We start from the raw sequence: 21341 nt of genomic DNA on the forward strand, positions 1-21341 counted from the left end.
AAAAAGAATTGACTCATAACTGGAAACTGTCAACTTAAAACTTACATCTGATAACTGATAACTGATAACTGAAATTAAACCACTTTAGCGATGGCTGCTTCTAGCTTATCCATAGCCTCATCTACTTCTGTTTCCGAGACAATTAAAGGCGGTACAAAACGGAGAACCTTCGGACCTGCGGGAGCAATTAATAAACCCTCGGCCAAGGCTGCATTAACAATAGTAGATGAAACTAACTCACTTTCTGAATTAATTTCCATACCATTAATTAAACCCCAACCGCGCACATCGACAAATAGATGGGGATATTGAGAAGCAATCACCCCTAAACGGCTGCGTAATTGTTCCCCTCGCTGCTGGACATTTTCGAGAATGTGATCCCGTTCAATGGTTTGTAATACTGTTAAAGCTGAGGCACAAGCGAAAGGATTACCTCCAAAGGTACTCGCATGACTACCCGGTTCAAACACATCACAGAATTTTCTGCACATCATCGCACCGATGGGAATACCACCCGCTAAACCCTTAGCAGAAGTGAAAATATCCGGTTCCACTCCTAAATTCTCATAACCCCAGAGTTTGCCAGTTCTTCCGACTCCCACCTGTACCTCATCAAAGACAAGCAAAATGTTATTTTCGTCGCAAATTTGCCGTAAACGTTGGAAATATTCGATATCCCCTGGACGAACTCCCCCTTCACCCTGCAAGGGTTCCAACATAATCGCAGCCACACGACGATTACCCTCATCGAGATCAGCGATCGCATTTTCCACCGCTTCGATATCATTATAGGGAATATAGGCAAACCCCGGCATCAGGGGTTCAAAGTCTTTTTGGTACTTCGGTTGACCGGTTGCGGTGATGGTAGCTAAAGTGCGACCGTGGAAACTAGCGTGAGCGGTTAAAATAACCGGCTGTTCGAGGAAATCTAGCACCGTATGGGCATATTTCCGCACTAATTTAATTGCCGCTTCGTTCGCTTCCGCACCGGAATTACAGAAAAAGACTTTATCAGCGCAGGAATGATCGACAATCCATTTAGCTAGTTCCCCTTGTTCGGGAATATAGTATAAATTCGAGACATGATGGAGTTTTTGGATTTGCTGGCTAACCACTTCAATTAAAGCAGGGTGCGCGTGACCGAGGGTACAGGTGGCAATTCCCGCGACAAAATCAAGGTATTGTTTACCGGAAGTATCCCAGAGTCGACACCCCAACCCCTTGGCAATCGCAATGGGAAAACGACCATAAGTATTCATCACATAGCTGTTAAAACTATCTGGATCGAAGGGTTGATTCGGGTTTAAATTGGAAGTGGGATCAACTAGGGTTGGTTCTAAAAGGGTTTCTGGACTCACTGGGGAACTCCTGCGCGATTAGACATAGGGGAAATTATAATCAAATCCGTCTGAGAAGGACGGGTTATTTAGATTAAAAACTGATTTCATTGTAAGTTACTAGACAGTCCTAGGGGTGAATTTTGCTTGTCTATCAGTGAAGATAAATATCGTCGTCTGCGTCAGGAATTAATCGGGGGAATTTTTGCCCTGATCGTGGTATTTTTGCTGGGTACGCTTTGGTATCATCTGATCGAGGGTTGGAGTTGGCTAGATTCGGCCTATATGACGATTAGTACCCTCGCTACCGTCGGTTTTGGCGAAATTAATCCCCTAGGTGAACGGGGACGACTGTTTACAATGGTTTTGATTATCATGGGAGTAGTCAGCATCGGTTATATTGTTAATCGCTTGACCGAAGCTTTAATTCAAGGCTATTTTCAAGAGGGACTCAAACAGAGACAGGAGAAACGCTTGATTGATCGACTATCAGAACACTATATCATCTGTGGTTTGGGTCGCACAGGCAGACAGGTAGCGATCGAATTTCACGCCGAAAATATTCCTTTTGTAGTCATTGATACAGACCCCCTACAGGTAAATCGGGCCAAAGAATTAAATTATATTGTTGTTCAAGGAGATGCCACCTTAGATAAATCTTTACAAATGGCAGGAATCGAACGCGCTATTTGTATTGTGGCCGCTTTAACTTCCGATGCGGAGAATTTATATACAGTTTTGTCTGCTAAAACTCTTAATCCGAAAATCCGCGCCATTGCTAGAGCCAGTACCGAGGAAGCAGTACAAAAATTACAACGGGCCGGGGCCGATGCGGTGGTATCTCCCTATATTACCGGCAGTAGAAGATTGGCGGCTGCGGCCCTACGACCCCAGGTGATGGATTTTGTAGATGGCATTTTAACCGGAACCGATCGATCGTTTTATATGGAGGAATTTTTAATCGATCCGAGGACTTGTCCCTGTGTCGGTTTAAGTCTTAGTCAAGCACATTTAAGATCTCGATCGGGGGCGTTAGTTTTGGCTATACGTCGCGCTGATGGTACGCTAATCGGGGGACCCACTGGCGATACCGAATTAATGGCCGGGGATTTATTGATTTGTATGGGAACGGCCGAACAATTACGCAGTTTAACTCAGATTTTAATCCCCATGCGATCGGATGGTTTACGTTTACCGAAGCATTAGTTAGGGCTTGCTGAAAAAGTCATTGAAAAGTACAGGTCTCTTAATCAATGATTTCACTTAGCTACAAGCATAAGCTTTAGTTGTTGATTAATTTTTAAGTCATAACTTATCCTAATCATTGACCGAGAAAAAGTGCTGTTTTTCCATTTCAGACATAAAAAAGCCCAAAAAACCTGCCTCAACAGGTTAGAAAGATTCATGACTAAAAAAGTAATAGCAATCGCTGAAAAGGAAGTATGAGGAAGTTTAGCCATCACTTTACCTAAGCTAAATCTTCTTTTCCCCTGTCCAAATTTGCCCTCTATACAATTCCGAATCCTCTCATCATCAGTAGCTTGTTTCTTTTGTTCTTTACTAACATTTTTGGCTGGTCTTCCTAATGGGGGACCACTGATTCTGATTCCCCTTTCTTTACACCAAGCTCGGTTTTCTCTGGTTCGATAAATTTTGTCCACATGAACTGATTCTCGATAGTATCCTGTATAGTCATAATAAGCTTCTATTTGTGCTTTTAAATCTCCCGATTCATTAAAGTTATCCCAACTAATCCGGTCTAAAAATATGTAACCATCTATACAGCTTGCTGAGAATTTTGCCCCAAATTCTACGGGTTTTCCAGCTTTTCCTCTGACTATCGGACGGATATGGGGTTGAGTTAAGCTGACAATTCTGTCTTCAATACTCTGTTTGTTATTTTGGTACATCCAGAGTTGTTGGCGATAAACTTCTGTGACTACTAATAACAGCTTATAGTCTCTTTTTTTCAAGCTTTGTAGCGAGGCTCCTTCTGCTAAAAGTTGTTCAATATGGTCGAGATTTCTTTTTAGATATTGCAGTTGTCTTTTCAGAGCTTTTCGTCTTTGTTTGACGGTAGGTTTTCTTTTTTTTGCTACTTCTAAATAACTTTTTCTGGCTAGGAGAAGATAGGTTCTCGGTTTTTGAACAAGTTTTCCTTTTAAAGTTTCCTAGAGAATATCAATAATTTTTTCGGTTTGTTTTCTTACTTGATTTAACAGGTTTAAATCCGTAGGATAACTAATATCTGCGGGCGCACAACTGGCATCTAAAATTAATTTACCTCGATTTTCGGGTTGACTTTGGGTTTCACTTTCTAACTTTTTTGTGGTGTTTTCTTCTTCTTTTATTTCCCTCGGATTTTTGACCATAAAGCGATTCACTTTATTAATTAGTTCCCGAGTGATTCTTTCTCGAAAGTGAACCAACATTGACGCTTCAAACCGGGGTTTATTGCTGTAGGATGAAAACCCCAAGAAGTATTGTAAATAAGGATTTTCCTTGATTTGTTCTACCGTTTCTCTATCGCTTGTTCCTAATTTTTCTTTAATAATTAATGCGGACATTGCTATCCTAAATGTTTTGGCGGGTGCGCCCATTTCTTCTGAAAAAAGTGATGCGTATTCCGCTTCAAATTCTGACCAGGGAATGAGGTTGGCCATAATTACCCAACGATTATCTTGGAATAATTTCCCCTCAAAGGGCAGCTCGAAGTTTTCTGGTGGGGTTGAGGGTAACTCGCTTTTACGGTACATTAGCACTAATTAGAGAAGATGCAAGGGTGATGCAAGAGTGATGCAAGGGTTTTGAGCGATTCTAGCAGATTTAAGTGCATTTGGGAAGCTCTCAATCAAGCTAAAAGCCCTTTCCTGTAAGGTTTTTACCATTATTCAGCAAACCCTAATTAGTCCCAAATCTGGCTAGACGGTCTTTGTGTTCAACAATTAAAACATTATAATTGGGGTCAACTAGAATTTTGGCTAATTGTTGGCGATTATCGTTTAATCCACTGCCTACTTCTTTGACAACTTTGTAGATTTTGTAGCCTCTGGCAACAGCATAATCTTTTAATCGGTCAGCTTGTCTATCTAGATTGTCTTTATTTTCGGCACTGGAAACTCTTGCATAAATGCAAGCTATCAAGTCGGGTTTTGAATGGTTGTCATCCGTTATGATAATTGTACCAGAAGGCAATTGATAGCCTGTTAAATTCCCTTGTTTCCACCACCTCCAAGCCGTTCGATAACTTATTCCTGCTTTTTTTGCATGGTCTCATAGTTTCATGTCTATATATTACCATGCCTGACTATATCTGACTATATTTGTATTGAAACTTTACAATACTTCGCGCATATTGCCGCTAAAACTGTTGATGTAGAGCTTGAGGTTAGCGGCCAGCTGCTTGGGATCGTCGAGGAGCTTGTCGAAGTCGTAGGGACAACTGTTGTAGAAGGCAAATCCTGATTTTTTGCAGAGGAGAGGAGCGAGATTGTCGAGCTTGTCTTTGTAATGGTGGTAGGCTGCTAAGACCTCCTCTTTGGTCGGTTCTAACACGCAGTCGAGGCGACGCAGCACGGTGAAAGGCAGTATGACATCTTGATATTTGCCGCGCTTAAAGGTATCGCGGATTTAATCCGCGATACTCCAAATAAAACTTACCTTGTCACCGAAGTTGTTCATCTGTTAAGACCGCAGTTTCCCCGCGACCAACCCCATTCTTCCACTCCCACGGAAATTTGCGAACCGGGACGGACATCTCCTTTCGATAAGTCTATCAGAGTCACACTGACTGCGGCGAATAAACTGCCCCGATAAATCGGTTGTCCTTTGTTGTTGGTATTTTTAAAACTAAGGCTAGAAACTTGGGGAGGTTGACCGGAACGCGTCCAGCGAATGCGTTCAAAACGTCCATTGAGAAATTCTGCCGAATAGGACCAACCGTTATTCATGCGGCCTCGACAAAAAAGCTGTTGTGTGGCTACAGTAGCGGGAATATTGACAGATAAACTCAGAAGGCTGAATGTAGCTAGAGCGATCGGCAAAAATTTCATAAAAGTTGGCACTATAGGGTCAAATAATCCTATTATAAGTTTTTAGTTCGCAAATTTAACTATCGCGGCCGCGGTAAGTTCTGGTTTTTCGAGGTGGGGAACATGACCACAGCGAGGAATCCAAACCAGTTGATTATTGGGTAAGGCCTGCTGAAATATCTTCGCGTCTTTTGTGCCTAAAATTTGATCGTTTTCTCCCCAAATAATCAGAGTTTCTCGGTTTATTTGGCTTAATTTCGGTAAAAATGCCCCATAACCGCCACTTTTGGTAAAGGAGATTAAAGCCTCACTCCAGTGGGGACAATTCAGGTGCAGATTAGCACAGGTGCAAGCATCAACAGTGGCTAAAGTTGCATCAAAATAGGCAGTACGACTGATATTTTGACGCACGCGGGGATTGGCTAAAAAATTAGTTGCCCACTTATCGAGGGGAGAAAACATCAATTTACCCAAAACTGGGGGATTAGCTAGTCCTGCGCTGTCAATCAGGACTAATTTTGCCACTATTTCCGGGTGGGAGAGGGCAAAATCTAGGGCCACTGCACCCCCCATGGAAGCACCCACTAAAATTATCGGTTCTGCGATCGCAGTTTGCCAGAAATGGTAAAGATGGCTTTTAATAGTTTTCGGAGATACTTGTAAATCTGGGTATCGCTCAGTAAAACCGAAGCCGAGTAGATCTATCGCCCAAGTTTCCCTATTTTGGGCGAGTAAGGGTAGTAAACGCCTAAATTCCAGCAGGGAACTATCAAAACCGTGCAGGAGAACAAAAGGCGGTTGACCTTGCCCTTGTTGACTATAGGTAGTTAGAATCGATCGAGGATAGATGGGGCTATCGATGGCAATTTGTTGGATATTTTCGAGGAGAGCAAGGGAGGTATCTTCACTCAATCCCTCCCTAACAGTGGGTAAAAAGTTGGGATAATTCACGGATGAGGGCGAAAGTTTGATGAGGCAACAGGCAAGAGGTGGTTAGATATGTGTAGTTAGTTGTCTCTAGCTACAGATGTTAATAGCTAATTTCGAGGGTGACAGCAGCGCGCAGGGTTTGTTCCCCTCCGATAACCGGGCTACTGGCAGCATCGGCACTGCGAAAAACCGCTTCTGAGCGGGCTATTGGCACGGGATTACTGGTATTACCCACTTGGATAGAAACCGTTTCTTTCGGCACTAAACCGAGGGCTTGTAACACGATTGTAGCCTGTTCTCTAGCTTGTTCCGTGGCTTTGATGAGAGCAGTTCTCTGACCAGCTGCGATCGCTGATTCTCCGGCAGTAAAACTGACCCCATCGATGCGTGTTGCCCCGACTTTCACCGCTTCATCGATTAAAATCCCCGCTTGGGCTATATCAACCTGAAAACTAATCAAATTAGCCCCGATATAACCGATTAAACGTCTTTGATTGTTGCTGAAGTCGTAATTGGGCTGTAAACTAATGCCAGTGGTTTCCAATTTTTCCACTTGACGGGAACGGAGAAATTTAACCACCGCATCGCTACGATTGGCGGTTTCCCGCTGCACCTTACCCGCTTCTTTGCCTTGAATTTCTACCCCTAAGCGCACTATTGCTTGAGAAGTGGCGATATTTTCTATTCCTTCTCCCGTTACGGTAATTGTCCTCAATTCTCTTTCGTTTGCGTAACTAGGCATAACTAATCCGGTGTTGATGAGGATAAGGGACAGCAAAAAAGCCAAGCAAAATTTTCTGTAATTCATGAAAAATCCGTAGCGATCGATACTATATTTCGATTCTAGCCTTTATTTTGGGCAATTGAGTGGAAGATTATCCCTTTTCTGTCACTTTCGGAATATTGGTGACTAAGCTCTGGGAACTTGAGAAGGGGCCTTTAAGCAAGATTGGTCCGCACACCGCTGCGATTGTACCTCACCTATGCGATCAACGCTATCCTTGGCATCAACGAGCCAGAAAAGTTACCTCCAGCCCTAAATGTCCCGCGTTATCTTTAATTGAAACCTAGTTGATTAAAAAGATAAATTCTCAAAACTTGCTATGATCTAACAAGATTGTTACAGCACTTTCTCGGCTTAATTATCCCCTGCAATGACTCGCCAAATTCACGACCAATTTGCCAAGGAATATTTAGAAGAACTCTTAGCGTCTCTAGGGACGATTAAAAAGAGCAAGAAAGTCAAGAGTGAAGTTCAAGAAATCGATGTCTGGTTTGAACCAGACAGTTCAGCATCAAGGACTGAATTACCCTTGGGCATACTCGGTAAAATGGCGGCGACTTGCTGCTTATTTGAACCTTTCCGTAACCCACCCTCCGAGGTAGAGATTCGCAGTTGCATCTCAAAGTTATATGCGGTTCATGGCGAGGTCTTGAGGAAGGCGAAACGGACAAACAAAACTCTAACAGAAGCTGAACTACCAGTTCTCTGGATTTTAACGCCTACTTTTTCGGGGAGAATGATTGAAGAAGTCGTGGGAATCCCCCCTTCATTCCTACCGGAAGAGGGGATGAAAGAGGAGTGGGGAAAGGGAGTTTATTTTTCCCCTAGCCTGTTCAAAACAGGAATCGTCGCCATCCATCAATTACCAGTCAATGAGGAGACTTTATGGTTGAGGGTACTAGGGAAAGGAGGGACGCAAAAACGGGCAGTAGAAGAATTAGTGCAATTACCTGAAGGTAATCCTTTCCAAGAGAATTTACTGGAAATTCTGGCCAACTGGCGCAAGAGTTTGGAATTAAGAGATAATTTAAGTACCGAGGAACAGGAGGAGATTATGAACCTATCACCAGCTTATTTACAACAACGAGAAGAGTGGAAACAAGAAGGGATGCAAGAAGGGATACAACGAGGCAGTTTAGAAGAACGGTATTCCCTGATAACCAGTCTTCTGGAAGGACGCTTTGGCAGCCTAGATGCAGAATTATCTGGTCTGGTGGAACAGATTGCCCAACTTCCCATCTCGGAACGCACCGGGTTACTTCTTTCTCTGGCTAATTTATCTCGCTCAGAACTGTTAGAAAGATTCAGGGAAAATTAAACTTTCACTCCCCCTAAGCTAGGAAAAACTATCCCCAAGCATTAATAGAAAACGGGTTTCTCGGAGAAACCCGTTTTCTGTGCGTTACTCAACGGATTTAGTATGACAACTGATAAAAACCCCTCCAATTAATGAAGGGGAATTGTCGGATTTTATTGATGGTATTAGGAGACTTTTGTGGTTTCTTTTTCTGAAAAGACGGACAATAAAATAACAATACACACTCTCCTTTTTTAAAATGTATTCTAAGCTACATTTTTATAAATATTTACATTACTCTCCGTCAGGCTTCTTTGGCAAGGTTAAGAGCGATCGCATTCTATCTTTTGGTAGTTAATAATGCCGTTGACAAGAGCTAAGTTAAGATTGAAGGGCATTCAGTTGTTAATTCGTGTAATTCTTGAGTAGGGCGAAAATATGACGACACTACTTGTACAAGCGACCTCGGCTCCTTTGATGATTGATCTTCCTTGGATTATGCCGATGACGGAGGAGCAATTTTATGAATTTTGTTTAGCCAATCGAGATTTACGCATTGAACGCAGTGCTAGTGGAGAAGTGATCGTTATGCCCCCTGCTTTTTCAGATACGGGTAATCGCAATTTTAATATAGCTCTGCAACTGGGGAACTGGTCAGAACTAGATGGAACGGGGCTTGGGTTTGATTCTAGTGCGGGTTTTACGCTGCCCAATGGTGCGACTCGTTCACCGGATGCTGCTTGGATTAAATTAGAACGCTGGAATGCTTTAACAGAAAAACAAAAAGCCTCTTTTGCCCCCATCTGTCCCGATTTTGTCATTGAATTGCGTTCTGCTAGTGATACAGTATCCAGTTTGCAGAAAAAGATGGAAGAATATATTGCCAATGGTACTTTATTGGGTTGGTTAATTGATCGCCAAAATCGCCAAGTCTATATTTATCGTCCCCATCAAGAACCGGAGATTTTAAATGCTCCTGAAACCATTAGTGGTGATCCAGAATTGCCGGGGTTTGTATTAGTAATGGCTAAGATTTGGTAAATGCGATCGCTGCGGACTCCTGTTATGAATTATGAATTATGAATTGGGGAAGTGGGGAGTGGGTTTTTAAAGTTGGATTGGGAGTTAATCATACTGTTAAAAAAGGATTTAGTATCAGGGGCGACCGGGATTTTCCCACAACTCGATCGAATGTGTTATCATTCTGGGCAAATAGAGTAAGTCAGCCTAATTCAACCGTGGTCTGTTGAAGCGGAGGAACCGAATTTGGGGCGCATTTCAGTCAATGAAAAGGACATCTCTCAGTCCTAGCCCGTCAGCTAACTTCGTCGGCATTGGGGGAAGACTGAAGAGAAACAGAATAGGAGATATTCCTGCAAATATTCTGGCTCTTTCAGGATTCTTGGTTGGTACTGCTCATTATCTGTACCTCGATCCTTATACAAGGGTAAATAACATGAATATTGCGGCTATTTTAGTCGCTGGGCGTGCCACAGGCAGGCAAGCGAAAGCTTGGCTGTTTAAGGATGTGGTACTGTATCCGGCGATGGGTTTTATCGGTCTGATTACGCTCTGGTGGGTAATTGCGACTTTCCGAAGTGAATTGATGCCCAATCCTTGGCAGGCCTTGACTAGCAATCTCGATTATATTCTCCATCCCTTCTATCGTCGCGGTCCGGGCAATCTCGGCATTGGTTGGCTATTGCTGGCCAGTTTGCGACGCGTCTTAATTGGTTTTCTCTTGGGAGCATTAGTGGCTATTCCGGTCGGGTTTCTCATCGGGCTATCCCGGCCGGCTATGCTCATCCTCAATCCGATCATTCAAATTCTACGCCCCGTTTCTCCCCTAGCTTGGCTACCTATCTCTCTAGCCATGTTTGGAGTCGCGGAACCCTCGGCCATTTTTGTGATTTTTATCACCTCCCTCTGGTCAACCATGATTAATACAGCCCTAGGAGTCGGTAGTGTACCCAAAGACTATATCGATGTGGCCAGAGTCCTAGAAATGCCCAAATATCGCCAGATTTTTAAAATTATCCTCCCCGCTAGTTTGCCTTACATTTTTACGGGATTGCGCTTAAGTTTAGGAATTGCTTGGCTAGTCATCGTAGCCGTGGAAATGTTAACCGGAGGTGTGGGAATCGGGTTTTTTCTTTGGGATGAGTGGAATCGCTTAAACCTTAGTTCCGTCTTTCTGGCGGTGATTGTCATCGGCGTTACCGGTTTAATCCTCGATTACCTAATTAGCCGTTTACAAGTCCTTGTCACCCATCGTCCCGCTAAACCGGGCAGTTAATACCATGATTCCCCCCATATCTAGACGTACCTTCCTTCAGGGATTGGGGACGACTTTGGTTACTGGTAGCCTGACTGCCTGTACTATCAATGCCAGTCGCAACCCGACGGGATTAACCGAGGCAGCCCTAGCCGTAACCCCGATTATCGACCCGAAAACCCTAGAAAAACCTAACCTCACCGTGGGATATGTCCCCGTCAATGATTGCGCCCCCTTCGCCGTCGCCTGGGAAAAAGGCTTTTTTCGCAAGTATGGACTGAATGTCACCCTCAGTCGGGAAGCAAGTTGGGCGAATTCCCGTGATGGGATTATCTTCAAACGCTTGGACGCTTCTCCCGTGGTCTCTGGGGCGATTACCAATGCGAGGACGGGGGCAGAAGGGGCCCGGGTTGCCCCTCTGTGTGGGGCGATGACTATTCATCGTCACGGCAACGCTATGACCATGAATCGGCCGATGTGGGATTTTGGCCTTCGACCTTGGCAAGAGTATAATGGCGATCTTGAGCAAGCGGGCCGGCAACTGCAAGCCTATTTCCAGAGTATCCCCCCGGAAGAGCGCATCTGGGCGGTGGTCTTGAGTTCCTCCATCTATGAATACTTCCTGCGTTACCTGACGGCATCGATGGGCATTAATCCGATCGAAGAATTTCGTCTTTTGATTATTCCGCCGCCGCAGATGGTCAACAATATGCGTATTGGTACAATGCAAGCTTATATGGTGGCCGAACCCTGGAACACTAGGGCGATTACCGGTAACGAAGGGGTCGGTTTTACCTTTGCCCAGGGACGGGAAATCTGGCAAGGACACCCCGATCGCATTCTAGCGGTGATGGAGTCCTTTATCGAAGAAAACCCGAAAACCTATCGCTCTTTAGTGAAAGCGATGATTGAAGCTTGTCAGTATTGCGATCGACCTGAAAATCGAGAGGAAGTAGCGACGATCATTTCCGGGCGCTCGTTTACAGGGGCAAAACCACAATTTACCCGCCCCGGCATCGTTGGGAATTACAACTATGGCGGTTTCGATGATCAAAAACGTCTGGTCGAGGATCTAGCGACGACAATTTTTTTCGCCATGCCGAAAGATATTGCCAAAGCCGATCACGATCATTCTACCTTTCTCTGGCAATCCGAAAGTCTTTGGTTAATCACCCAGGCCGCTCGCTGGGGACAGATTGCTGAAATACCCAAAAATGCGGAAGAAGTAGCCAAAAAAGCTTGGAGAACCGATTTATACCGTCAAATCGCCGACGATATGGGTATTGTTTCTCCCAGCGAGGATTATTACGTCGTACCGCCGGGGGCTTTTATCGATCAAAAAGCTTTTGATCCTAGCGATCTCGTCGGTTATCTCAACAGTTTTGAAATTCGCGCCAATTCACCTCAATTCTTTTATTTGCAGGGATAATTCATTATTATGGCCCAATTCTCCTCTGTTCCTAACTCGCTCTCAAGTTCCTTTTCCGGGGAGGAATTTTTAGAGATTAAAAATATCGTTAAAGCTTATCCTAAGGCTGATGGCAGTAATTTTGTTGTCCTCGATGGGGTCAATCTAACTATTGGTTCCCAAGAATACATTTCGGTGATCGGTCATTCCGGTTGCGGCAAATCGACGCTTTTAAAAATTATCGCCGGTTTAGAACAAGCTTCTTCGGGACAGGTGACTTTAGAAGGAAAATTAATTCGTAAACCGGGGGCCGACCGCATGATGGTTTTTCAGCATTATTCTCTTTTGCCCTGGTTGACAGTGCGAGAAAATATTCGCTTGGCGGTGGATGAAGTTCTTAAAAGTGCTAGTAAAGTTGAAAAAAATAGCCTTGTTAATGAACATTTAGCTATGGTGCATTTAACTGCTGCTGCTGATAAATATCCCGAAGAAATCTCCGGCGGAATGAAGCAGCGGGTGGGCATCGCTCGCGCTTTGGTAACTCGACCGAAAATGCTATTAATGGATGAACCTTTTGGGGCTTTAGATGCTTTAACTAAGCGAAAATTACAACAGGAAGTGCTGAAAATTTGGGAGAGTCACCGGCAAGCGGTGATTATGATTACCCATGATGTAGATGAGGCAATTTTCATGTCCGATCGCATTGTTTTAATGACCAATGGGCCCCATGCTAATATCGGTGAGATTTTAACGGTTCCTTTTCCTCATCCCCGGGATCGTCACGCCATGCGAGAAACTCAAGAATATTATGATTTAAGAAATCATGCTCTCGATTTTCTAGAGCGTTATTTTACAGCAGATGAATAGGCGGTGAAAAAGTCAGATAATATCTGTAGGGGCGAAGCATTCGGATAGGAAATCTCCGGTTTCACCGATAGGTTATTGCCCGAATGCTTCGCCCTTTTTCTACTAAGATTGGGTCAGGGTAGCCAATTCTAAGGCTAAAGGATCAACCCGGCGTAAATTTGCCCCTAATGCTCTTAATTTACCCTCTAAATTATCGTAACCTCGATCGAGGTGATGGAGTCCCTGCACAATAGTAGTCCCCCGGGCTGCCAATCCCGCCACCACCAAAGCTGCCGAAGCGCGTAGATCCGTGGCCATCACCGGCGCCCCAGAGAGGAAAGGCACACCGCGCACTAAAGCCACATTTCCTTTGACCTTGATATCTGCTCCCAGACGCTTTAATTCGGCCACATGACGCAGACGGTTTTCAAAAACCGTCTCATTAACCACGCTACTGCCCTCGGCTAAAGTTAATAGAGCCATAAATTGGGCCTGCATATCTGTGGGAAAACCGGGATAGGGCAGGGTTTCGATATCGGTGGCTTTTAAGTCTTTAGGGATAATCCGGAGACGATTAGGACCATCTTCCACCACTTCCGGACCGATTTCGTGCAGTTTGGCAATTACCGAAGCTAAATGGCTGGGAATCACGGGATAAAGACTAATTTCTGAGCGGGTAATCGCCCCGGCTATCAGTAAAGTCCCGGCTTCAATGCGATCGGGAATGATACTGTAATCGGTACTGTGCAGACGGGAAACTCCCTCGATGACAATTGTATTGGTCCCAGCACCGCGAATTTTTGCCCCCATGGAAACACAAAAATCGGCTAAATCAATCACCTCTGGCTCCTGGGCTGCATTACCGAGAATGGTTTCCCCGTCCGCTAAAGTCGCCGCCATCATTAGGGTTTCCGTCGCTCCCACACTGGGATAATCCAGATAAATATTCGCCCCTTTCAGACGACCATTACCCTTAACGCGGGCGTGTACCATGCCACGATCAATTAATACATCTGCACCCATTGACTGTAGGCCTCTAACGTGCAGATCTACCGGTCTGGCCCCAATGGCGCAGCCGCCGGGGAGGGGAACTTTTGCTTCTCCTAAACGGGCTAAAATCGGTCCAATGGCAAAAAAACTGGCCCGCAACTGGGAGACGAGATCGTAGGGTGCTTGAGCTTGTTTGAGGTCTCTGCCATCAATCTCTAGTCTGTCTCCGGTGCGACGGACTTGCACGCCCAAAGCCGAGAGAATTTGACTCATCCGCTCGATATCGGCTAGGGCAGGTACATTACTAATCTGGCACTCGTCGGAGCAGAGTAAAGCTCCTGCCATAATCACGAGAGCGGCATTTTTGGCGCCACTGATCTTGACTTCACCCTTGAGAGAGTGACGACCTTGAATTTCTAAATAGGGATGCTCGGTATCGATGGTCATAGGATGATTCATTTATCTTAGTTGGGAGTCTTGGCTAAGGAAAGCTTCGGTAAAATGAGACTGCATCTTATCAGATTTTTGAGGAAATTATTGGTGATTCTACCCCGAAAAGCGATTTTTGTCTTAATTATCTCAACTATCTTGACTTATGGATTGTCCGATAGTATAATAAAAGATTGTGAAAGAAGAATGCGGAACTGGCGGAATTGGTAGACGCGCTAGATTCAGGTTCTAGTGTCTGCAAAGACTTTCGGGTTCAAGTCCCGAGTTCCGCATTATCTCCCTCAAAACGTAGTTATTTAGGGCAGCCCTAGCGGGGTGAAAAATCCGATTGGCTATGATTAGCAGTGTTCAAAACCCTTTAATCAAGCAAATTCGCAAGCTACACCGCACTAGAGAGCGACAGGAGCAGAATTTGTCCTTAATTGAGGGGACTCACTTACTAGAGACAGCTTTAGCCCTGAATTGTTCCCTAGAGACGGTCTGTTTGACGGAAAAGTGGCGGCAAAGACAGGGAGAATTAGCGGAGAAGCTTCAAAATCAGGCGAAACGAGTCGAGATAGTTTCCCCGGAAGTCCTCGCTTCCCTAGCAACCACGGTTAATCCCGATGGTGTGATTGCTACTATTTCCCGTGATCACCTTCATACAGTCCCCCAAAATCCGCTACAATTGGGCTTAGTTTTGGAAAGATTGCAGGATCCGGGTAATCTCGGCACTATTATCCGCACTGCCGTGGCTACAGAGGTACAGGGTATCTGGTTAAGTCTTGATAGCGTCGAAATCGATAACCCCAAAGTGCTCCGCAGTTCCGCCGGGGAATGGTTTCGATCGCCCCTAGTGGTAGAATCGGATTTATCGGCTTTAGTGAAAAAATATCAAGCACAGGGGGTAAAAGCGATTGCGACTTTACCCACAGCCACCAAAAACCACTGGGAGATTGATTTTACCCGTCCGACTTTAATATTATTAGGCAATGAAGGAGCCGGTTTATCACCCCAATTAGCGGCTTTAGCCGATGAAACGGTGAAAATTCCCCTCTTTGGTGGTGTGGAATCTTTAAATGTTGCGATCGCTACTGCTGTCATCCTCTACGAAGCTAGAAGACAATTATCGGTAAATAGTTAAACCAGACAAGAATTAGAGATTTATGTATTCTCGTTTTCTGTCTCCCAATTTAAATCATCTAGCATCTTCAACAATAAATCGATGAATACGATAATTGCCCCACCCTCCTCTGGTTTAGGATCGATGAATCGATGAGCGTAACGGTTACGAAAAAGCTTCATTGTACCCGAATATAAATCACGGTATGCCTCTAATTCTTCTGAGGGAAGCTTATCTTTTTGTACAGATTTATTGCTTCCAAAAACTAGGTTAACAATACCATTACCCGTGGCTTTTTGATTAATATTATCAATATTTCCCAGTTTCCTCATGCGGTCTTCTAAAACCACTGTCGCATTGCGAATCGCAGTATCCCACGCTTTTGGATTATCTCCACCCGCACTCACAGAAAAACGGACTCTCTCCCATAGTTCGGAGTCTAAATGTTCAACTTCAGTCAAGGGAATTAGATGAGGAATAGCCGAGCGATTGGGTTCGTCAAAGTTAGAATCAACCGCTTCATAAGCTTTTCCTGTTAGAGCGCCCTTGTATTGATTCTGGCTTTTTTGTTGCCATTTAATATAACCATATTCTTCTAATATATCGAGGGTTGCGAATGTGACAGGAGGCCAGCTATGAGAACCCTTGTAATCAACCCAACCACAATCTGTAAGAGTCGTAATGTACCAAATACAGTCCTCGGGAAGATGATCAGCCCGTACTCCTTCAACTATCCATCGCAAAAGGTTTTTTTGTTTTTCTGTTAAGGTCATATTTATACCTCGAAAAGTAAAGAACAGTACTATTATACTATGTACTTTTGATTTTCGTAACGGGAATTTGCTAAAACCGACCTTTATATAAATCCCTCGGATAGGTGAAACTGTTTCTATGAATAGTGCAATTTGAGACAGTCAACCAATTTTTTACACTTCCGTTTTTTTGGCAAGTTTTGGCGGAATTTGCTCGGCTGTTAAGGTGACAATTTGGCCATCTTTGAAAATGCTGATAGATTCTCCTAAGAGGCGGTGTCTCTCAATTGCTTCTGCGATTGCGACTCTAACACCTGTATCGATTCGTTCCGATAATTTATCAGGAATTGGCTCAGTCATAAGCTATCTCGGTTGTTTGTTGCCAGATAGAGGGGTCATAGATTTCTGGGGTTGCTGATTTGCGATAGGAATCTGCCTGTGTGGGGTTTTTAAAACCTAGAGCCAAACTAACTTTTGGATAGGATGCACGGTTGGCATTCATAGCGTGAGTCAGCAACACCGCAGAAAAATTAATTCTGACTCAAAAATAAACTGGGCAATCCGATCAGATTATCTTGTTTAAAAAAGATCGAATTTTGTTGTCGCAATTTACCGATTAATCTTGTTACTGTTACTCTGGTAGTGCCGATGGCGCTGGCAATTTGAGCGTGAGTTAGGGGATAGGGGAGATAATAGCCTTCCCCACAGGGTTGACCGTATTCTTCCAATAATAGAACCAAGAACCCCATTAATCGATCGAGGGAGCGTTTTTGACCGAGAATACTCAACCAAAATAACTTACGCTGGTATTGATGGCGAAAAGTTTCCATAATAGCCGATCGCAATTGCGGCCATTTTTCTAGGTCTTCCCAGTATAACCAGACTAACTCGGTTCCGTCTAGATGAGCTTGGGCTTGTAATTGAAAGGGAAATTGAGAAACAATCTCAAAAGGTTGACCTGCACCCACAAAACCGAGAAATACTTCCTCACTATCGGCCATAGGTAGTTGACGGGCGGATTTTTGGTCAATAACGTTAACTTGTGCCTTACCAACAATACGAATCGCCCCAGATTCCACAAAGTATAATAGCCCGGGGCGCGTGGCTACTTTTTCATCTTTGGCAAAGGTATGGTTACGATAATGGGATTTTGCCCAGTTAAAGATTTCTGTTTCTTGACCGATTAAGGGTATAAAATCCGACGAAGGAACCGAAGAAGACATTAAAATTAATAACCCACTGGGGCGTTGAGGGAACTGTAAACTAATGTAACAAAAAATTGCTGCGATTGGGGGGGTCTTGTGGCCGCTAGATGGTTATCGGTCAATAATGCCTAGAAGTCGCGGGGATTGGGCAGATAGGGGAATTATTAAGCATTCTTAACAGAATACCCGCCCCAATGTTACAAAAGCTAGATAATCAGCTTATCTATTCTTAACTTTTCCTCGCTTTTCTGGGGACTATGGCATAAGATAGGATGCGTGACTATTAGTTTTCTATCTATGATATAGCGTTTATCTTAAAGATGAAGTATAAAGAAATTTGGCATTATCTCTTGGCGACCAGCTACTGTTAACCGTTCCCTGTTCCCTAAAACCAGATACTTCGTACCTCACTATTAAGATAACTGCTATAGATGATAGTTGATAGATAATTTAAATTTATACTTTTCCTTAAAAACTTCGGTCAAACTTGTATGAATAGCATTAGACAAAAAGTTGAATCCCTCTTGAATCAATTACCAGATGATTGTTCAATTGAAGATATTCAGTATCATTTATACGTTCTGGAGAAGGTGCGTCAAAGTTTGAACGCTGCCTCTCTGGAGAATACAATCCCCCAAGAAGAAGTTGAGGGTCTTTTAAACAAATGGCTGATCGAGTGAATTATCGCCTTGTCTGGTCGCCCAAAGCAATTGAAGACGTGGATGCGATCGCATCTTATATTAGTCGAGATTCCCCGTCCTATGCGGCGGCCGTCGTGCGTCGAATTCTTGATATAAGCTATTCTTTAGAAAATTGTCCCCTAGAAGCAAAACAATGCGCCGAATTTAGCGATGATACTATCCGAGAAAAGTCTGCCTATGCCTACCGTCTGATCTATCAAATTCAAGGGGAGATAGTTATTATAGCGGCGATCGTCCATAGTAAGCATTTCTTGGATTGATCTAGTCAGTGATCAGTGATCAACCGTTAGGAGTCAGGAGCCAGGAGTCAGGAGTCAGGAGTCAGGAGATTATTTTTATTTATTCTTCCCACTTCCCACTTCCCACTTCCCCACTTCCTAATTCATAATTCATAATTCATAATTCCCACTTCTCCTAACCCCCACCCCCCAATTTTGAGCCTAATTCCCGCTTAATCCGGTTGAGAATCGAGGTTTCATCGAGGGAATCGAGAATGCTGGCCACCACTGCCTTCGGGCCATCGGGTCCCCAGGTGGCCCCATTAGCGAGATAGGTTTTCGTCACTTGGCCGATCGCGTAACAGGATACACCGGCAACCCCCGCTTGAGTCAGGGCGATCGAAGTATAGGGAAGGAGAGAAATGCCGCCAGTGGCAGGAATCGATAGGCCAAGCAGTCCTTTGAGGGAACTTAAGCCCAAAACCGCTAAAAATTCGCTGGCACTAATACCCCCCATATTGAGGGCAATTTTTTGTAAAAGAGCGATCGCTCCCTGACGAGTTAAATCGATGCCGTATAAGCGAGAAAGAGCGAGAATCATGGCTAGATCGATAACTGCTCCCGTCAACAGATCCAACACCGTCACCGGATTAAGAGCGATCGCCGATGCTTTGATCATCACTGCTTTTTGAATCAATTGATTGGCGCCGCGATCGCGGATAGCCATTTTGCGGGCGACAATTTGCTCGTTTACCTCGTCCGCATACAGCATAGAATTGAGTGCCACGAGCGATTTACCCTCTCGCTCTAGAATTTCCAAAATTTTGAGTTTCAGGGCTTCTATCTGGGGTTTTCCCCGAAATCGTTGCGTTTTTAGCCGCCCATCCTGCCCTTTAACCGTCTCCGCCACGAGGGGAGAGGCTGCCACCATAACAATCTCATCGGGGGAGAGTAATTCTTTCACCCGTTCTGAGGCGATTTTCTCATAGATAGCGAGGCGATCGACTTCCGGATACTGATCGATTTTATTAAAGACCAAAATCATCGGTTTTCCCGCTTCCCGCAACTTGGCCAGAGCGGAAAATTCCACTTTGGTCATATCACCAGAGATGATAAAAAGGATTAAATCCACCTGCTGCGCCACCTGACAGGCGAGAATTTCCCTCGTTTGCCCATCTACCTCATCAATACCGGGAGTATCAAGCAATTGCACCTGAGCATTACCCTGGCCGTTCAGGGTCAGACGCGCTAGATTGGGGAAAGTATCATCGCTGCTCAACTGCCAATTTACCCCTTTAATGGTGCGGGTAACTCCGTGTAGGGGACCGGTCGTAAAGATTTCTTGACCGACCAGAGCATTTAAAATCGAGGATTTTCCCCGGCCCACCAGGCCAAAAGCGGCAATTTGAATCAGGGATCGATCTAGTTTTTCTAGCAGGGCCACTAGGCGATCGATCTCCGCTTCTAGACCAATTTTCTCGATCGAGGTAAGATCCAGACGCTCAACAAGTTTGCTCAGAGAATTGCGTGCCTGATTATAGTTGAGTTCTTCTTGAATAGTGCCGACACCTCGAAGCGCTTGTTCTAGGTCTTCGGTATTCCAAGCTCGATCGAGGAACGGGTCAGAGGTCATTTCAGTTATCAGTTATCGGTTATCGAAAATTTGGGTTTAAAACCCCGTCCTTTTAGGACGGCTTTGTGTTGGGATTGTAGTGGTCTAGAAAACCCACCCTATCATCGAAAATTGGGGTCTGAAACCCCGTCCTTTTAGGACGGCTTGACATTTAATGTATTTCTTTAGTATACTTTAGAAAAGTAAGCACAGACTCAATTGAGTGATTGTCTAGTGGGTTTTTAGCTAACCCTTTAAGAATTTACTCCCTAATAATCCTTGTATCTTTAGATCAAGGAGTGTCAACGAAAAAATCGGGTCTAAAACCTCGCCTTAAGGCGAAAAGTTTTTGGGTCGGGGCATAAATCCCCGTTACAAAAAAGGCCTGCTGCCCCCTGCCGACCGCCTTCGTTATAATTGTTTTGTGGAGCTAATGCCCTGGTCAATGATGCTATCACCACTGAAGCAAGTTTGATCGCCCAGCAAGAACGTTTAGCCAAAGAGGAAGCGGAACAAAAAGCCCAACGACTGGCGAAAAGACTAAGAGCGCTGGGGATCAACCCTGATGAAATTTAGGGGTGGGTTCCCGGGCAATTTTAGGGGATTAATCGCGTAATAATTCCGGTTCGGTTAATTCGTCGGTCATTTCCATCAGGGCCCGTTGGACGGGTTTAATCATCGGGTCATCGATATTTTCTACGGTATCGTAGCGGACGCGTTTGGCCCGTCTAGCGACTTGCACGACGATCGAGTAACGATTGCTGGCCACATTCATCAGTTTATCGGTGAGATAAATCATCTCGGAGGAGTCGAATTTAAACCGTTTGGACATAGTTATATTTAGCCTTCTCTGGTGAATTTAGCAGTGGTCACTGATAATAGGTTAGTGATCAGTTTTATTACTCAGTCCACCTTACCATATTTTGTCAACCTTAAGGATAGGGTGATACTCCATCTCGATCGGATTTTGTCAACTACTTTTTACAAAACTTAAATCAATTTTATACAAGTTTAAAAATATACAAATAAAGAGATAAATTTTGAAATAAATAAACCCAAAAAAGGGACACAATTGCGGGGGCTGTAAATACACTTGAACATATAACTTCCCCCTCGATTTAGCTTCTGGTGATGCTATTGCCATGGACTTGACAGCACTGGCGATCGATGGTTAAAAATAAACAGATGCTGGATCCCCATCCAACATCCGCATTCTAACTCTGCACACATTTTGCTAAGTCCTCATGATAAGTTAAAAAACGCTTCCTTTTTGGGGGCGTTTTTATTTGTTCGATTGAAAAAACCGATGATAATCATTACTAAAGCTGATAGGAAAGTGGGGTGTGGGGTGTAGGGTGTGGGGTGTGGGGTGTAGGGTGTGGGGTGTGGGGTGTAGGGTGTAG

At 44.3% G+C, this 21341-nt stretch carries 21 protein-coding genes, 1 tRNA gene, 2 pseudogenes and 1 riboswitch; of the genes and pseudogenes, 11 read left to right on the forward strand and 13 right to left on the reverse strand.

Annotation, left to right across the window (positions count from 1 at the left end):
- Positions 1-74: 74 nt before the first annotated feature.
- Positions 75-1358 (reverse strand): aspartate aminotransferase family protein, encoded by a 1284-nt coding sequence (locus N0824_RS09995; protein ID WP_108936650.1) that lies wholly within the window; start codon positions 1356-1358, stop codon positions 75-77.
- A gap of 126 nt (positions 1359-1484) precedes the next feature.
- Here N0824_RS09995 and N0824_RS10000 point away from each other — a divergent pair, with 126 nt between their 5' ends.
- Positions 1485-2543, forward strand: coding sequence for a TrkA family potassium uptake protein (locus N0824_RS10000; protein WP_108936651.1), 1059 nt, complete (start codon positions 1485-1487; stop codon positions 2541-2543).
- 53 nt (positions 2544-2596) lie between these two features.
- Here N0824_RS10000 and N0824_RS10005 read toward each other — a convergent pair.
- The 6 genes and pseudogenes from N0824_RS10005 to N0824_RS10030 form a co-directional block, all read right to left on the reverse strand.
- Positions 2597-4093: pseudogene (locus tag N0824_RS10005) on the reverse strand (IS5 family transposase).
- A 145-nt stretch (positions 4094-4238) separates the two neighbouring features.
- Positions 4239-4595 (reverse strand): annotated as a pseudogene (locus tag N0824_RS10010) (IS607 family transposase); the annotation flags it as partial.
- Between the two features lie 78 nt (positions 4596-4673).
- A complete protein-coding gene (locus tag N0824_RS10015) occupies positions 4674-4913 on the reverse strand; it encodes a type I restriction-modification system subunit M N-terminal domain-containing protein (protein WP_233256407.1) in 240 nt (79 codons plus the stop codon).
- A gap of 101 nt (positions 4914-5014) precedes the next feature.
- Complete coding sequence (locus N0824_RS10020; RefSeq protein WP_108936652.1) at positions 5015-5389, reverse strand: hypothetical protein; 375 nt, start codon at positions 5387-5389, stop codon at positions 5015-5017.
- 42 nt (positions 5390-5431) lie between these two features.
- Positions 5432-6319 carry an alpha/beta fold hydrolase gene (locus tag N0824_RS10025; protein ID WP_046661727.1) on the reverse strand — a complete coding sequence of 296 codons (888 nt, stop codon included), beginning with the start codon at positions 6317-6319 and terminating at the stop codon, positions 5432-5434.
- A gap of 79 nt (positions 6320-6398) precedes the next feature.
- On the reverse strand, positions 6399-7106 hold the full coding sequence (locus N0824_RS10030) for an SIMPL domain-containing protein (RefSeq protein WP_108936653.1): 708 nt from the start codon (positions 7104-7106) through the stop codon (positions 6399-6401).
- 346 nt (positions 7107-7452) lie between these two features.
- On the opposite strand from N0824_RS10030, the gene N0824_RS10035 reads away from it, so the two are divergent.
- The 5 genes from N0824_RS10035 (at position 7453) to N0824_RS10055 (ending at position 12929) form a co-directional block, all read left to right on the forward strand.
- Entirely contained in the window at positions 7453-8400 is a 948-nt protein-coding gene (locus N0824_RS10035) for a hypothetical protein (protein ID WP_108936654.1), read from the forward strand.
- Positions 8401-8817: 417 nt separating this feature from the next.
- Positions 8818-9420, forward strand: a complete 603-nt coding sequence (locus N0824_RS10040) for a Uma2 family endonuclease (protein ID WP_002797340.1) — start codon at positions 8818-8820, stop codon at positions 9418-9420.
- A 173-nt stretch (positions 9421-9593) separates the two neighbouring features.
- Positions 9594-9728: riboswitch (cyclic di-AMP (ydaO/yuaA leader) on the forward strand.
- Positions 9729-9835: 107 nt separating this feature from the next.
- Positions 9836-10675, forward strand: a complete 840-nt coding sequence (gene ntrB, locus N0824_RS10045; RefSeq protein WP_108936655.1) for a nitrate ABC transporter permease — start codon at positions 9836-9838, stop codon at positions 10673-10675.
- Positions 10676-10679: 4 nt separating this feature from the next.
- A complete protein-coding gene (locus tag N0824_RS10050; protein WP_108936656.1) occupies positions 10680-12083 on the forward strand; it encodes a CmpA/NrtA family ABC transporter substrate-binding protein in 1404 nt (467 codons plus the stop codon).
- A gap of 9 nt (positions 12084-12092) precedes the next feature.
- Entirely contained in the window at positions 12093-12929 is an 837-nt protein-coding gene (locus tag N0824_RS10055; protein WP_108936657.1) for an ABC transporter ATP-binding protein, read from the forward strand.
- Between the two features lie 102 nt (positions 12930-13031).
- Here the strand turns inward: N0824_RS10055 and murA are convergent, their stop codons facing one another.
- On the reverse strand, positions 13032-14345 hold the full coding sequence (gene murA, locus N0824_RS10060) for a UDP-N-acetylglucosamine 1-carboxyvinyltransferase (RefSeq protein ID WP_108936658.1): 1314 nt from the start codon (positions 14343-14345) through the stop codon (positions 13032-13034).
- Between the two features lie 191 nt (positions 14346-14536).
- On the opposite strand from murA, the gene N0824_RS10065 reads away from it, so the two are divergent.
- Positions 14537-14620 (forward strand) — tRNA-Leu (locus N0824_RS10065).
- Positions 14621-14682: 62 nt separating this feature from the next.
- Positions 14683-15471 (forward strand): RNA methyltransferase, encoded by a 789-nt coding sequence (locus N0824_RS10070; protein WP_108936659.1) that lies wholly within the window; start codon positions 14683-14685, stop codon positions 15469-15471.
- Positions 15472-15491: 20 nt separating this feature from the next.
- On the opposite strand, the gene N0824_RS10075 is transcribed toward N0824_RS10070, so the two are convergent.
- From N0824_RS10075 to N0824_RS10085, 3 genes are all read right to left on the reverse strand, one after another.
- A complete protein-coding gene (locus N0824_RS10075) occupies positions 15492-16223 on the reverse strand; it encodes a TIGR02391 family protein (protein WP_108936660.1) in 732 nt (243 codons plus the stop codon).
- Positions 16224-16376: 153 nt separating this feature from the next.
- Positions 16377-16562 (reverse strand): hypothetical protein, encoded by a 186-nt coding sequence (locus N0824_RS10080; protein WP_002799309.1) that lies wholly within the window; start codon positions 16560-16562, stop codon positions 16377-16379.
- A gap of 170 nt (positions 16563-16732) precedes the next feature.
- Positions 16733-17425: a Crp/Fnr family transcriptional regulator gene (locus N0824_RS10085; protein WP_108936661.1), complete on the reverse strand. Its 693-nt coding sequence runs from the start codon at positions 17423-17425 to the stop codon at positions 16733-16735.
- A 473-nt stretch (positions 17426-17898) separates the two neighbouring features.
- Here N0824_RS10085 and N0824_RS10090 point away from each other — a divergent pair, with 473 nt between their 5' ends.
- Together N0824_RS10090 and N0824_RS10095 are read left to right on the forward strand one after the other, a co-directional pair.
- The gene (locus N0824_RS10090) at positions 17899-18087 is read left to right on the forward strand and encodes a hypothetical protein (protein WP_002737442.1); all 189 of its coding nucleotides are present in this window, start codon (positions 17899-17901) and stop codon (positions 18085-18087) included.
- On the forward strand, positions 18072-18368 hold the full coding sequence (locus N0824_RS10095; protein WP_108936662.1) for a type II toxin-antitoxin system RelE/ParE family toxin: 297 nt from the start codon (positions 18072-18074) through the stop codon (positions 18366-18368). The genes N0824_RS10090 and N0824_RS10095 overlap by 16 nt, the downstream gene beginning before the upstream one ends.
- Positions 18369-18522: 154 nt before the next feature.
- On the opposite strand, the gene N0824_RS10100 is transcribed toward N0824_RS10095, so the two are convergent.
- Positions 18523-19959 (reverse strand): GTP-binding protein, encoded by a 1437-nt coding sequence (locus N0824_RS10100; RefSeq protein WP_108936663.1) that lies wholly within the window; start codon positions 19957-19959, stop codon positions 18523-18525.
- A gap of 396 nt (positions 19960-20355) precedes the next feature.
- On the opposite strand from N0824_RS10100, the gene N0824_RS20700 reads away from it, so the two are divergent.
- Positions 20356-20514 (forward strand): hypothetical protein, encoded by a 159-nt coding sequence (locus tag N0824_RS20700; protein ID WP_158269546.1) that lies wholly within the window; start codon positions 20356-20358, stop codon positions 20512-20514.
- 28 nt (positions 20515-20542) lie between these two features.
- Here N0824_RS20700 and N0824_RS10105 read toward each other — a convergent pair whose 3' ends face one another.
- Entirely contained in the window at positions 20543-20770 is a 228-nt protein-coding gene (locus N0824_RS10105) for a DNA-directed RNA polymerase subunit omega (RefSeq protein WP_002737694.1), read from the reverse strand.
- Positions 20771-21341: the final 571 nt, after the last annotated feature.

The sequence above is a fragment of the Microcystis sp. 0824 genome, assembly GCF_003112475.1.
Taxonomy (GTDB): domain Bacteria; phylum Cyanobacteriota; class Cyanobacteriia; order Cyanobacteriales; family Microcystaceae; genus Microcystis; species Microcystis aeruginosa_C.